We start from the raw sequence: 12,961 nt of genomic DNA, 5'->3' as shown, positions 1-12,961 counted from the left end.
GCATCGGATCGGGCATTTCCTGGATCCGGTAGCGCGGAAGAGCGGGGCGGCTGGAATAGGCTGGCCGCCCCCGATCCGCAGAAGGGATTGATGGCAATGGCAAACAAGGGTCTTTTCGCTTCGGCGATCGCGAAGCTGCTTCCGGCGGCCGATACGCGCAATCACCAAGGCGCCCCGGCCTATGCCTATGGGCCGCAGGCGAAGCTCGCGCAGCTGGCCGCCACCGGCACGCTCAGCGATACCTTCTATGCCTCTGCCGATGCGCAGTTGGCCGATGTGATTGCCGCTGCCCAGGCATGCGATCCGGCGTTCGTCGCCAAGGCGGCGGTCTATGCCCGCACCAGCGGCACGATGAAGGACATGCCGGCGCTGCTCGCGGCCTATCTGACGGTCGCCGAGCCGGATTTGGCGGTGCGTGTCTTCGGGCGCGTGATCGACAATGGCCGGATGCTGCGCAGCTATGTGCAGATCCTGCGCTCCGGCCAGGTCGGGCGGACCTCGCTCGGCACGCGGCCCAAGCGGCTGGTGCAGGGCTGGCTGGAACGCGCCTCGATCCGCGACCTGATGGCCGCGGCGACGGGCAACGACCCCAGCCTCGCCGACATCGTCAAGATGGTGCACCCCAAGCCGGCCGATGCCGAGCGGCGCGCTTTCTATGGCTGGCTGATCGGCAAGCCCTATGACGTCTTGGCGTTGCCGGCGGAGATCGCCGCGTTTGAGGCGTGGAAGGCGGATCGTTCGCGGCCGCTGCCGCCGGTGCCGTTCGCATGGCTGACTGCCTTCGAACTGACGGCCGCGCAGTGGGGCGAGCTCGCCATGACGATGGGCTGGCAGGCGCTGCGGATGAACCTCAACACGCTGGCGCGCAACGGTGCGTTCGACGTCGAAGGGGTGACGGGGCGGGTGGCCGAACGGCTGCGCGATCCCGCCGCGATCGCCCGGGTGAAGCCGATGCCGTACCAGCTCCAGATGGCGCTGGCGGCGGCGGACGAGGCCGTGCCGCTGACCGTGCAGGCCGCACTGGAGGATGCGCTTGAGCAATCGCTGGCGCGGGTGCCGGCGGTGGCGGGCCGGGTGGTCGTCTGCCCCGACGTGTCGGGGTCGATGGCCTCGCCGGCGACGGGGGGCCGCAAGGGCGCTTCGTCGAAGGTGCGGTGCATCGATGTTGCGGCGTTGGTCGCTGCGGCGATGCTGCGGACCAACCGCGATGCCCGGGTGCTGCCGTTCGAACGGAGCGTGGTGCAGCTGACGCTCGATCCCAAGGCGCGCGTTGCGGTGAATGCCGCGAAGCTTGCCGCGGTGGGCGGGGGCGGCACCAATGTCTCGGCGCCGCTCGCCTTGCTGAACATGCTCGGCGAGAAGGTCGATCTCGTCGTGATCGTCTCGGACAACGAGTCCTGGGTCGATGCGACGCGCGGCGGCGCCACGGCGACGCTGCGCGAATGGGATCGGCTGAAGCGGCGCTGCCCGGGGGCGAAGCTCGTCTGCGTCGACATCGCGCCGTACGGCACGACGCAGGCGCAGAGCCGGGCGGACATCCTCAACATCGGGGGCTTCTCCGATGCGGTGTTCGACGGGATCGCACGCTTCGCCGCCGGCGACGCGCGTGACTGGGTGAGCATCGTTGAAGGGGTGGAGGTGTAAGGAACAGGGTCGTGGCGAATGCTGGTGGGACTACATGTCACCAGAGAAGGCCCGACGAGTTAAAGCGCCCGCGCAAGCGGGAGATGCGGGTTCGAACCCCGCCGCCGACACGTAGCTTAAGGGCCGCGTCTCGCCGCTCTCGTCGCCACGACCCCAACCGAACGACACGGCGAATGCCGGGAAGGACTACATCTTTAATGCGGAGGTCGCGGGTTCAACTCCCGCCCGTGCCGAAAGGCGCGGTAGCTCAGTCTGGTTAGAGCACCGGCCCATTGGGGCAGTCTTTTCCAGTTCTCGTCGCCGTGACGAACAATGCTGGCGAATGCCGGCGGGACTACAGGTCAGAGCACCCGCAGCAGTGTGGGAGGTCGGCGGTCCAACTCCGCCTCCGGGCAACCGGATAGCTCAGGGAAATGTCTCGCCACGCCTCGTCGCCGGCACCGGAAGATATTCAAGGAGGTCAGCATGACCACGAGCTATGACTATCAGCACGTCGAAGGCGGCGTGCCGATCAAGATGTGGACGCGCGGCGTGCCGGTGGAAGATGGCGCGCGCGCCCAGCTTACCCGCGCGGCGCAGATGCCGTTCGTGTTCAAACACGTGGCGGCGATGCCCGACGTGCATGTCGGCATCGGCGCGACCGTGGGATCGGTGATCCCGACCAAGGGCGCGGTGATCCCGGCGGCGGTGGGCGTCGATATCGGCTGCGGCATGATGGCCGCGCGCACCTCGCTGATGGCGAGCGACCTGCCCGACAACCTCGAGGGCGTCCGTTCGGCGATCGAGCAGGCGGTGCCGCACGGGCGTTCGGTCGGGCGCGGGCAGCGCGATCACGGATCGTGGGGCGCGCCGCCGACGGCGATCGTCGAGGCCTGGGCAACGCTTGCCGCCTGCTTCGAGCGGATCACCGACAAATATCCCCGGCTGAAGAACACCAATAACCTCACGCATCTGGGCACGCTCGGCACGGGCAACCACTTCATCGAACTGTGCCTGGACCAGGCGCAGCGGATATGGGTGATGCTCCATTCGGGCTCGCGCGGCGTGGGCAACGCGATCGGCACGTTCTTCATCGAACTGGCGAAGCAGGATATGCGCAAATGGCACATCAACCTGCCCGATCAGGACCTCGCCTATTTCCCGGAAGGGACCGACCATTTCGACGATTATGTCGAGGCGGTCGGCTGGGCGCAGGACTATGCCGCGCTCAACCGGCGGATGATGATGACCAACGTCATCGCCGCGTTGCGCGGGCAGATCGCCAAGCCGTTCGATGCGGAGATGGAAGCGGTGAACTGCCACCACAATTATGTGACGCGCGAGAACCATTTCGGCGAGAATGTGCTGGTCACCCGCAAGGGGGCGGTGCGCGCGGCGAAGGGCGTGCTGGGCATCATCCCGGGTTCGATGGGCGCCAAGTCGTTCATCGTGCGCGGGCTGGGCAACCCGGAATCGTTCGACAGCTGCAGCCACGGCGCGGGGCGCGTGATGTCGCGCACCGCGGCCAAGAAGCTGGTGACGCTCGACGAGCATATCGCCGACACGGCGGGCGTCGCCTGCCGCAAGGACGAAGGCGTGATCGACGAGACGCCCAAGGCCTATAAGCCGATCGAAGCCGTGATGGCCGCCCAGGCCGATCTGGTCGAGATCGTCCATACGTTGAAGCAGGTGGTGTGCGTGAAGGGGTAACCCTTCGCGCGCATTGCCAACGAAAGAAGAAATATCATGATCATCATCGACGGATCGGAAGGCGAGGGCGGGGGGCAGGTGGTGCGCAATGCGTGCGCGCTGTCGCTCGTCACCGGCCAGCCGTTCCGCATCACCAATGCGCGCGGCAAGCGCGAGAAGCCGGGGCTGATGCGCCAGCACGTCACCGCGATCGAGGCCGCGTGCGCGATCGGCGGGGCGGCCTGCGAGGGCGTGGCGGTCGGTGCGGCCGAGTTCAGCTTTACGCCGGGCAAGGTCGTGCCGGGCGACTATCGTTTCGCGGTCGGCACTGCCGGCAGCACGGGGCTGGTGCTCCAGACCTTGCTGATGCCGCTGCTGCTGGCAGACGGGCCATCGCGGCTCGTGCTCGAAGGCGGCACGCACAATATGCTCGCGCCGCCGTTCGAATTCGTCGCCAGGGCATTCGTGCCGGTGCTGCGACGGATGGGCGCGCAGATCGACTTGCGGCTGGTGCGCCACGGCTTCTACCCGCGCGGTGGCGGGCGGATCGAGGTGGATATCCAGCCGGGCACGCTGACGCCGATCGAGTGCCTCGATCGCGGCGCGCTTCGGTCGGTGTCCGCCACCGCGTTGTTCGCGGGACTGCCGTTCAACATCGTCGAACGCGAGATTGCGACGGCACGCCGACTGCTGCCCGATTGGCCGGAAGACACGTTCGCCGTGCACCAGCTTCCCGATGAGCAGGGGCCGGGCAATGTGCTGTTGCTGGAAGCCGAATTCGAGCACGCGACCGAGATCGTCAGCGGCTTCGGTCGACTGGGCGTGTCGGCGGAATCGCTCGCCAAGACGGCGGCGCATCGCATGGCCGGGTTCCTCGCGTCGGAGGCGTTCGCGGGGCCGTATCTGGCGGACCAGCTGCTGCTGCCCTTCGCGCTCGCCGGCGGCGGCAGCTTCACCACGGTGAAGCCGAGCCAGCATGCGCTGACCGCGTGCGACATCATCGAACGCTTCACCGGCCGGCGCTGGGCGTTCGAGCAGCAAGCGAACGGGTGCCATCGGGCCCGGTGCGGCTAGAACGCTGCGGCTCGCCCTTTCTTGTGTTGCCGTCGGCGCTTCGCGTATAGCGTGGGATAGGGGGCAGGTGATGGGGCTATTCGGGTTTCTGTCGAAGCAGTTTGTCGACGTGATCGACTGGGTTGACGAGCCCGGCACGCTTGCCGTTCGGCACCCGATGCAGGGGCGCGCCATCCAGAATGGCGCCCAGCTGACGGTGCGCGATGGCCAGATCGCCCTGTTCCACCGGGAAGGCCAGCTTGCCGACGCCTTTCATCCGGGCCTGCATACGCTGGAAACCGGCAACCTTCCCGTGCTCACCGCGCTGCTGAACTGGGACAAGGGCTTTGCATCCCCGTTCAAGGCGGACATCACCTTCTTCAGCCAGAAGGAACAGACGGGGCGGAAATGGGGCACGACCCAGCCGATCGCCGTGCGCGATCCGGAATTCGGCCCGCTGCGGGTGCGCGCCTTTGGCAGCTACAGCTTCCGCATCGAGCAGGTGGCCGCCTTTGCGGTGAAACTGATGGGATCGCAGGAGCGGGTGACCGTGGCCGACATCGAGCCGCAGCTGCGCGCGGCGATCGGCACTGCGCTCGCATCGGCGCTGGGGACGGGCGAGATTGCATTCATCGATCTCGCCGCCAACCAGGCGGCGCTGTCGGAACGGCTCAAATCCGCTATCGACCCGGCCTTCGCGCAATGGGGGCTGGCCTGCACCAGTTTCTATATCGAGAGCCTGTCGCTGCCCGAGGAGGTGCAGGCCATGCTCGACAAGGCCAGCGCGATGCGGGTGGCGGGCGATGTCGACACCTTGGCGCGCTTCCAGGCGGCTGCCGGCTCGTCGGGGGAGGACGCCACCGCCCAGATCGAGAAGCTGCACCGGTTGCTCACCATCGGTGCGATCACCCAGCAGGAATTCGACGCCAAGAAGTCCGAACTGCTCGGTCGCATCCGCTGAACCCGAGATGAGCCTGCATCTTCCCTGTCCCCATTGCGGCGCCGATGTCGTCTTCCGCTCGCCTGCATTGCCCAGCCGGGTGTGCGACAGCTGCCGCACCATGCTGGTGCGCAGCGACGCCGGCATTGCCCAGTTCGGGATCGCGGCCGTGCTGCCGTTCGACGTGAGCCCGGTGCAGATCGGCATGCGCGGCACCGACGACGGCGCGTCGTTCGAAGTGATCGGCCGGGTGCGCTGGAGTTGGACCGACGGTGCCTGGAACGAGTGGCTGCTGCTGTTCGAGGACGGCGGCACGGCATGGCTGGGCGAGGCGATGGGCCAGTTCATGCTGCTGCGCGAGCGCCCGTTCGCCGAGGTTCGCTCCAGAACGGTAAAAGACGTGATGAAAGGCGAGGCCCCGAAGCTGGGGCACGACGTGCAGATCGATGGTCGGAAGCTCACCGTCTCAGACGCGCGCTGGGCCTTGTGTGTCACCGCCGAGGGCGAATTGCCGTTCACCGCACCCAGCGGCTGGCGGGTCTATAGCGTCGATCTGCGCGGGGCCGCGGGCGAATGCGCCAATCTGCAGCGGGATGGCGCCCGCGTGAGCTTCTACCAGGGCCGTTACGTCACGCTCGCCGAACTGGCGCCGCGCGGAATGCGGGTGATCGAAGGATGGGCGCTGCCCGATTATGCAGCCTGAGGTCCCCCTCGCACCCGCGCCCGCCCCGGCGGTCCGCGCGCTTTCGTGCCCGAATTGCGGCGGCACCGTCGAACTGCGCGCGGCCGGCTATACCGTCCATGTCGGCTGCCAATATTGCGGCTCCATCCTGGAAACCACCGATGGCCTGGTGAAGCTGATCACCCAGGCGCATCTGGCACAGGCGCACCTGGAAATCCCGCTCGGTACGCGCGGTACGCTGGAGGGTATCGAATGGGAGGCGATCGGCACGCTCCAGCGCTCGCAGAACGGCGCGTATCGCTGGGACGAATATCTGCTGTTCAATCCCTATCACGGCTATCGCTGGCTGGTGAACGCACGCGGCGGCTGGAGCTTCGGCACGATGCTGACGCGGACACCTGTGCGGCGAACGCACGAAATACACGAGCTAGATGGCGCCGGTTACACCCGATTTTTCGCCGGAGAGGCGCAGGTTGATCGCGTCATCGGCGAATTCTACTGGCGCGTTGCTGTCGGCGAGAAAGTAAAGACCGGCGATTGGGTGCGCCCCGGCTTCATGCTCTCCCGCGAGGCCGATGACCGCGAGGAGAGCTGGACGCTCAACCGGTTGATTGCCGAGAAGGACGTGATCCGCGCGTTCGGCGTGTCGCCATCGGGCAAAATCTGGCCGCCTTTGCCGCACCAGCCTTCGCCTTGGGGCGAATGGTTGCTGGCAGGTGCGAAGATCGGCGGCATGGCACTCGCATTCCTGCTGATCCTGTGCGTCGTTCTGGGGGGAACGCGCTGGACGACCTCCGGCGTGCTGCCGGTAGCGGTGGATGGGCGCGAGCAGACCGCAAGGCTGGGGCCTGTCACGCTGACAGGCCGATACCAGCGGGTCCAGATCCGCGCCGACGTGCCCCGCCTGGAAAATGGCTGGGTCGATCTCGATTACCGTCTGGTCGATCGCAAGACCCAGCAAGTCTATGCCGCATCGGGCGCGGCGGAGCGCTATGAGGGGGCCGATTCCGATGGCGCATGGAGCGAAGGTTCGCGGAACTCCGACGTGTCGATCGCCAGCGTGCCTGCGGGCGAGTATGACCTGATCGTCGACTATAAGGGCAATCGCTGGAGCCAGTTCGGCACCGGCAACCCGGACGGCGGCTGGATGGAGCCAACCAACCAGCCCCAGATCGCCGTCCAGGTGGGCACGGGCACGCTCTATCTCTCCAGCGTGGTGATCGCGGCTATCCTGCTCGCTTTGCCGTGGTTGATCGGGCTGATCCTGCACCTCAATTTCGAAAAGGCACGCAAGGGCGAAAGCGATTTCGCGCCAGCGGGAGACGACTGATGGCGACACGCAGCTTTTTCTACGCGCTCTGGTGCCTGGTGGTACTCGGCCTGTTCATGATCGCCGCCATTTTCGGCTGGTCGCCCTTTGCCGAAGGCGGGCGTGCCGGCCGTGGCAGCGGCGGTGGCGGCACCGGCGGCGGACATTATGGCTATTACGGCCCACACCACAAATAGGAGGACGTTCATGGTCACTACGCTTCCGGCGCTGCTCGCCACGCTGCTCTATGCCGTTGTCGGCATCCTCGTCTTCGTCGTCGGCTTCGTCGTGCTCGACCTGCTGACGCCTGGGAAGCTGTGGCAGGAGATCCGCGAGAAGCAGAACGTCGCCGTCGCCATCTTCTCGGGCGCGGTCGCGATCGGGCTCGCGATCATCGTCGCCGCCGCCATTCATGGCTGAGGGCGATCCCGCACGACCGAAACACCGCGCGTCGGCACCCGCTGCCGCGCTGCTTGCCTCTGCGTTCGTCGTTTCCACCTGCGGGCTTATCTACGAGCTGCTCGCCAGCACGCTGGCCAGCTATCTGCTCGGCGACAGCGTTACCCAGTTCTCCACCGTGATCGGCACCTATCTGTTCGCGATGGGGCTGGGCAGCTGGTGCTCGCGCTATGTGACGAGGGACGAACTGCGCCTGTTCATCCGCGTCGAGCTGCTGATCGCGGTGCTGGGCGGCGCCTCGGCGGCGGCGCTGTTCGCGCTGTTTCCGCTCGTCGAGCATTTCCGGGTGGCGCTCTATGGGCTGGTGCTGGGCATCGGCTTCCTCGTCGGGCTCGAGATTCCGCTGCTGATCCGCATCCTGCGCGGGTTCGATTTCCGCGAGACGGTGTCGAACGTGCTGACCTTCGACTATGTCGGTGCGCTGGTCGCCAGCCTGTTGTTTCCGCTGCTGCTGATGCCGCATCTGGGGATGATCCGCACCGGTTTCCTGTTCGGCATCCTCAACGCCGGCGTGGCGCTGGCGGTGCTGCTGGCGCTGCCGCGGGCGAGCCGGTATCGCAGCGAGACCGTTTCCGCCGTGCTGGTGCTGCTGGCGCTCGCCGCCGGCTTCGCTGCGTCGGACCGGCTGCAGCGCTGGGCCGAAGTGGCCAGCTATGGCGAGCCGGTGATCTACGCGGTCAGCACCAAGTACCAGCGCATCGTGCTTACCCGCCGCGAAGACGATCTGCGCCTTTACTTGAACGGCAACCTGCAATTCTCGTCGCGCGACGAGTATCGCTATCATGAGGCGCTGGTGCAGCCGGTGCTGGGGCGCGTGGCGAACCCGCGCAATGTGCTGATCTTCGGGGGCGGCGACGGGCTCGCGGCGCGCGAGGTGCTGCGGCATCCCGAGGTGCGGCACCTCACCCTGGTCGATCTCGATGACGAGATGACCGGGCTGTTCTCCAAGACGGCGATGCTGACCGCGCTCAACAAGGGCGCGCTGACCGATCCGCGCATCACCGTGATCAACGCCGACGGCTTTCGCTGGGCGCGCGAGGCGGCGGCGACGCGCGCCGGGTCGTTCGACGCGATCATCGTCGATTTCCCCGATCCGGTCGATTATTCGGTGGGCAAGCTCTACACCGAGACCTTCTACCGCGCCGCGCGTCGTCTGATGGCGCCCGCCGGCGCAATGGTGGTGCAGAGCACCTCGCCGCTGATCGCCCCGATGGCGTATTGGACGGTGGCAACGACGCTGGAGGCGGCCGGGCTGCAGACGCGCGGCTACCACGTCTATGTGCCGAGCTTCGGCGAATGGGGCTTCATGCTCGCCGCCGCGCGGCCGATCCCGGAGCAGGCGCGCATCCCGGCCGGCGGGCGCTTCCTCACGCCCGCGGGCGACCGCGCGCTGTTCGATTTCCCGCCGGACATGGCGCGCCGGCCGACGCCGGTGAACCGGCTCGACAACCAGGTGCTCGTCCGCGAGTTCGCCGATGCCTGGAGCCGCTATGAAGGCTGATCGGCGTACGGTGCTGGGGCTGGGCGCCGGCGCGGTGGCCGTGACCGGCGCCGGGCTCGCAGCGGCGCTGGATCGCGGTGAGCCACTGCCGCCGGGAGGGCTGGGCGGCGCCGATCTGGCGCGCGGGCACCGCCTGCGCGACGGCGGCTTTCCGGCGCCAAGCCGGTTCGAGGAGGTCGATCTGGTGATCGCCGGCGGCGGCATCGCGGGCTTGTCCGCCGGTTGGCGGCTGCAGGATGCGGGCTTTACCCGCTTCCGGTTGCTCGAGCTGGAGGATCAGGTGGGCGGCAATGCCCGTGGCGGTCGCAACGCCGTTTCCGCTTATCCGCTGGGCGCGCATTACCTGCCGGTGCCCAACCGCGAGGCCAAGGCGGTGCGGCACCTGCTCCGCCAGCTGGGCATCCTGACCGGCGAGCGGGACGGCGTGCCGGTGTACGATCCGGAGCAGCTCTGCGCCGATCTGCAGGAACGGCTGTTGTGGCAGGGGCGCTGGCAGGAAGGGCTGGTGCCGCGCACCGGCCTCAGCGCGCAGGACCGCGCCGATCTCGCGGCGTTCGAGCGGGCGATGGCCGCCTATTCGACGCGGATCGGCAGCGACGGCAAGCCAGCCTTTGCGGTGCCGATGGCGTATAGCTCGCGCGATGCGGATCTGGTGACGCTCGACCGGCTCGATTTCGCCAGCTGGCTGGACCAGCAGGGCTGGCGCTCGCCGGTGCTGCGTGCCCATGTCCGCTACGCGATGCGCGACGATTACGGCACCGAGCCGCACGAGGTATCCGCCTGGGCGGGCGTGCATTATTTCGCCGGCCGGCGTGGCTGGACGGTGGACGGCGCCGGCGACAACGAACTGACCTGGCCCGAGGGCAATGCCAGGCTGGCGCGCGGACTCGCCGGCTTCTTTCCGGATCGGATCGCGGCGGGGCACATCGTCCATCACGTCGCGCAGGAGGGCGCGGCGGTCCTGGTGGACAGCTTCGATGTCGCGGCCCAGGTGACGGTGCGCACGCGGGCACGCGCGGCGATCCTCGCCATGCCGCAATTCCTCGCGCGCCGGGTATGCCCGTCGGTCGGCGCGGCGGAGGCGTTCAGCTACGCCCCCTGGCTTGTCGCCAATGTCACCGTCGATCGCCTGCCCGGCGGCCGTGGCGTGCCGCTCGCCTGGGACAATGTTTCCAGCACCAGCAACGCGCTCGGCTACGTCGTCGCCACCCACCAGGCGCCGGATGCCTTTCCCCGATCGACCGTGCTCACCTGGTATCTGCCGCTGTCGGACATGCCCCCGGCCGTCGCCCGGCGCCTCCTCCTGGAGCGCTCGGCGGACGAGTGGAAGGCGATCGTCCGGGACGATCTGCTGGCGATGCATCCCGAGCTGGCCGACGCGATCCGGGGCATCGAATTGTGGCGCTGGGGCCATGCGATGATCCGGCCGACGCCGGGCTTTCTCGCGCGGGGGGCCGCGGTGCGGCCGCAGCCGCCGTTGTTCCTGGCCCATTCCGACCTGAGCGGACTGTCACTGTTCGAAGAGGCGCACTATCAGGGCGTGCTCGCCGCCGAGGCCGCGATGGCATTTCTGCAGCATCGCCATGTGAGCTTGTTGTGATCGGTCGTCATCTCATCGCCGATCTTCAAGATGCGCAGCGGCTTACCGACGTGACCCATGTCGAGGCATGCCTGATCGCCGCCGCCGCGGCCACGGGGGCTACCCTGCTGGAGGTTCGCCTGCACAGCTTCGGGCCCGGGCAGGGCGTGACCGGTGTCGCGATGCTCGCCGAATCGCACATCTCCATTCACACCTGGCCGGAACATGGCACTGCCTGTGTCGACATTTTCCTGTGCGCGAAGACGCAGGACCTTCAGGCAGGCCTGGATGCGATCGTAGCGCTGCTCGACGCCGAGGTTGCCGGCTGCACCGTGGTGGAGCGGAGGTTCGGCCGGTGAGCCGTGTGCGCGGCATGCTGGGCCCTCCAACATGAACGAGGCGGCCGACGTTGAGGAACTCGGCCGCAATCAGCCAATGTGATCCATCGCCGCGCAGATATGGTAGAGCGAACTGGCGGGGATGTACGGGACCAAGGGATCGCCCGCTGGATCAACATGATCTATCCACCCGCCCGGATGCGCTGGGGCAAGGAAGCGGTGCCATGCCGCCTCCAGGACCAGGTCGCGCGCCGCACCCTGCAACACCCTTGCCCCTTCCATCGCGGGCCACAGCCGGCAATTTGCCGCGATCACGCCGTCCGGCCCCATCCGGTCGACGATGCGCCCATCGGCGGCAATGCCGCGCAGGCCTTGCCGCAGGAGTCGCGCCGCCCTGTCGCCCATAGCGAGGCCGGTCACGGCAGCGGTGCGTTCGAGCAGCCAGATCCATTCGAAGTGGTGGCCCGGTTCGAAGGCGCGGGCGGCGTTCATCGGCGTCCAGTCCGCCGCGAATTCCTCGGTCAGTACGTCGTCGGCGACAGATAGAAAGCACGCATCGAACAATGCGATCAGCGCGGCAATGCGCGGGGCGAGGTCGCCGCACGCCCCCGTCTCCTGCAGCGCCAGCAGCGATTCGAGCAGATGCATATGCGGATTCTGTCGCCGCGGCAGGACCGTTTCCGGCCAGGCCTCGGCATAGCCTCCCGCGGGATGCGCCAGCGCCTGGTCCAGGAAGCCGAGCGTCCGATGCACCAGGGCAATGAGGCGCGGCGCAGGGTCCACCCGGATCAGCGCCGCCAGTGCCAGCAGAACGAAGGCATGGGCGTAGAGATCGCGACGACCGTCGGCGGCGACGTCGCCGTGCCGGGTGCAGGAAAATACCCAGCCCGGCCGCCCGTCGGCCTGCCAGTAGCGGGCGATCATGGTTTCGCCGGCGCGCCGGGCAAGATCGTCGCCGCCCGGGAACCAGCCGCGGCGCGCGGCGGTCGCGAACACATGGATTTGCCGCGCCTGTACCATTAGCCGGCGCGGCACATCCGGCTGCGGCCTGCCGTCCAGCGCAAGGCGTTCGACAAAGCCGTTCTCATCCTGGCCCGCATCGTTCCACAGGGGCAGCGCCTGCCGGCGCAGCCAGTCGGTCCAGAAGGCGGGATCTGCGGGTGTCACGTGCCGGCCAGAAGCCGGGCCACGAACCCGTCGAGATCGCCGCCAGGGAACAGGAAGCCGGCAATCCCAGCCCCGGTCGCCGCCGCCAGATCGCTGGCTCGGTCGCCGATCAGGAAGCTGCTGGCGCGATCGATGCGATGGCGGGCGATCAGCCGGTTCAGCATGCCGGGCGCCGGTTTGCGGCAATCGCACGCGGTCGCATATGCCGCCACGCTGCCATCCGGATGATGCGGGCAATAGGCGAACTCGTCGATCCGTGCGTCGGCGGGCAGGGCGGCCTGCATCGCGGCATGGACGCGCTCGACCGCGGCTTCCTCGAAATAGCCCCGCGCCACGCCCGACTGGTTGGTCACGACGAACAGCCGGTACCCGCATGCGGCAAGCCTGGCCAGCGCGCGCTGTGCGCCATCGACCCAGACGATGTCCTTCGGTTCCGACAGATATCCCGTGTCGACGATCAACACCCCGTCCCGATCGAAGAATGCCGCGCGCGCGAGCGCGTCGTCTTTCGATGCGGTGTCTTGCGGTGCGGTTGGTGTCATTTCGAATTCATAGCGGCTGCTCGGTTGAATAACCCACCCGGTCCCTGTTAGACAAGGTGATCGCATTCGCAAATCAAGC

13 protein-coding genes are annotated in these 12,961 nt (G+C 67.7%); 11 read left to right on the top strand and 2 right to left on the bottom strand.

The genetic code is table 11. The features are described 5' to 3' along the window. Positions 1-96 precede the first annotated feature (96 nt). From SPI01S_RS01450 to speD, 11 genes are all read left to right on the top strand, one after another. Positions 97-1,644 (top strand): vWA domain-containing protein, encoded by a 1,548-nt coding sequence (locus SPI01S_RS01450; RefSeq protein ID WP_066717000.1) that lies wholly within the window; start codon positions 97-99, stop codon positions 1,642-1,644. Between the two features lie 465 nt (positions 1,645-2,109). After that, positions 2,110-3,333: an RtcB family protein gene (locus SPI01S_RS01445; RefSeq protein WP_066716998.1), complete on the top strand. Its 1,224-nt coding sequence runs from the start codon at positions 2,110-2,112 to the stop codon at positions 3,331-3,333. Between the two features lie 36 nt (positions 3,334-3,369). Next, positions 3,370-4,386: an RNA 3'-terminal phosphate cyclase gene (gene rtcA / locus SPI01S_RS01440; RefSeq protein ID WP_066716997.1), complete on the top strand. Its 1,017-nt coding sequence runs from the start codon at positions 3,370-3,372 to the stop codon at positions 4,384-4,386. A 70-nt stretch (positions 4,387-4,456) separates the two neighbouring features. Next, on the top strand, positions 4,457-5,326 hold the full coding sequence (locus tag SPI01S_RS01435) for an SPFH domain-containing protein (protein WP_066716994.1): 870 nt from the start codon (positions 4,457-4,459) through the stop codon (positions 5,324-5,326). Between the two features lie 7 nt (positions 5,327-5,333). Further along, on the top strand, positions 5,334-6,008 hold the full coding sequence (locus tag SPI01S_RS01430; RefSeq protein WP_066716991.1) for a DUF4178 domain-containing protein: 675 nt from the start codon (positions 5,334-5,336) through the stop codon (positions 6,006-6,008). After that, positions 5,998-7,317: a DUF4178 domain-containing protein gene (locus SPI01S_RS01425; RefSeq protein WP_066716988.1), complete on the top strand. Its 1,320-nt coding sequence runs from the start codon at positions 5,998-6,000 to the stop codon at positions 7,315-7,317. The genes SPI01S_RS01430 and SPI01S_RS01425 overlap by 11 nt, the downstream gene beginning before the upstream one ends. Then, complete coding sequence (locus SPI01S_RS22070) at positions 7,317-7,493, top strand: hypothetical protein (RefSeq protein WP_157084510.1); 177 nt, start codon at positions 7,317-7,319, stop codon at positions 7,491-7,493. Before SPI01S_RS01425 ends, SPI01S_RS22070 begins: the two co-directional genes overlap by 1 nt. Positions 7,494-7,503: 10 nt before the next feature. Further along, positions 7,504-7,716, top strand: coding sequence for a DUF350 domain-containing protein (locus tag SPI01S_RS01420; protein ID WP_066716985.1), 213 nt, complete (start codon positions 7,504-7,506; stop codon positions 7,714-7,716). Next, complete coding sequence (locus tag SPI01S_RS01415; RefSeq protein ID WP_066716983.1) at positions 7,709-9,256, top strand: polyamine aminopropyltransferase; 1,548 nt, start codon at positions 7,709-7,711, stop codon at positions 9,254-9,256. The genes SPI01S_RS01420 and SPI01S_RS01415 overlap by 8 nt, the downstream gene beginning before the upstream one ends. Beyond that, positions 9,246-10,856 (top strand): FAD-dependent oxidoreductase, encoded by a 1,611-nt coding sequence (locus tag SPI01S_RS01410; protein ID WP_066716981.1) that lies wholly within the window; start codon positions 9,246-9,248, stop codon positions 10,854-10,856. Before SPI01S_RS01415 ends, SPI01S_RS01410 begins: the two co-directional genes overlap by 11 nt. Next, the gene (speD, locus tag SPI01S_RS01405; protein WP_157084509.1) at positions 10,853-11,194 is read left to right on the top strand and encodes an adenosylmethionine decarboxylase; all 342 of its coding nucleotides are present in this window, start codon (positions 10,853-10,855) and stop codon (positions 11,192-11,194) included. Before SPI01S_RS01410 ends, speD begins: the two co-directional genes overlap by 4 nt. A gap of 69 nt (positions 11,195-11,263) precedes the next feature. Here speD and SPI01S_RS01400 read toward each other — a convergent pair whose 3' ends face one another. Then, complete coding sequence (locus SPI01S_RS01400) at positions 11,264-12,340, bottom strand: AGE family epimerase/isomerase (protein WP_066716979.1); 1,077 nt, start codon at positions 12,338-12,340, stop codon at positions 11,264-11,266. Continuing rightward, the gene (locus SPI01S_RS01395; RefSeq protein ID WP_066716976.1) at positions 12,337-12,882 is read right to left on the bottom strand and encodes a D-glycero-alpha-D-manno-heptose-1,7-bisphosphate 7-phosphatase; all 546 of its coding nucleotides are present in this window, start codon (positions 12,880-12,882) and stop codon (positions 12,337-12,339) included. Before SPI01S_RS01395 ends, SPI01S_RS01400 begins: the two co-directional genes overlap by 4 nt. Between the last annotated feature and the right edge of the window lie 79 nt (positions 12,883-12,961).

Origin of the sequence: Sphingomonas pituitosa NBRC 102491 (assembly GCF_001598435.1) — a bacterium.
In the GTDB taxonomy this organism is placed as follows: Bacteria; Pseudomonadota; Alphaproteobacteria; order Sphingomonadales; family Sphingomonadaceae; genus Sphingomonas; species Sphingomonas pituitosa.
This window is presented reverse-complemented; position numbering and strand designations above follow the sequence as displayed.

Coding starts and splice junctions, on each gene's coding strand:
- SPI01S_RS01450 (WP_066717000.1), top strand. CDS start 97: ATGGCAAACAAGGGTCTTTTCGCTTCGGCGATCGCGAAGCTGCTTCCG.
- SPI01S_RS01445 (WP_066716998.1), top strand. CDS start 2,110: ATGACCACGAGCTATGACTATCAGCACGTCGAAGGCGGCGTGCCGATC.
- rtcA (WP_066716997.1), top strand. CDS start 3,370: ATGATCATCATCGACGGATCGGAAGGCGAGGGCGGGGGGCAGGTGGTG.
- SPI01S_RS01435 (WP_066716994.1), top strand. CDS start 4,457: ATGGGGCTATTCGGGTTTCTGTCGAAGCAGTTTGTCGACGTGATCGAC.
- SPI01S_RS01430 (WP_066716991.1), top strand. CDS start 5,334: ATGAGCCTGCATCTTCCCTGTCCCCATTGCGGCGCCGATGTCGTCTTC.
- SPI01S_RS01425 (WP_066716988.1), top strand. CDS start 5,998: ATGCAGCCTGAGGTCCCCCTCGCACCCGCGCCCGCCCCGGCGGTCCGC.
- SPI01S_RS22070 (WP_157084510.1), top strand. CDS start 7,317: ATGGCGACACGCAGCTTTTTCTACGCGCTCTGGTGCCTGGTGGTACTC.
- SPI01S_RS01420 (WP_066716985.1), top strand. CDS start 7,504: ATGGTCACTACGCTTCCGGCGCTGCTCGCCACGCTGCTCTATGCCGTT.
- SPI01S_RS01415 (WP_066716983.1), top strand. CDS start 7,709: ATGGCTGAGGGCGATCCCGCACGACCGAAACACCGCGCGTCGGCACCC.
- SPI01S_RS01410 (WP_066716981.1), top strand. CDS start 9,246: ATGAAGGCTGATCGGCGTACGGTGCTGGGGCTGGGCGCCGGCGCGGTG.
- SPI01S_RS01395 (WP_066716976.1), bottom strand. CDS start 12,882: ATGACACCAACCGCACCGCAAGACACCGCATCGAAAGACGACGCGCTC.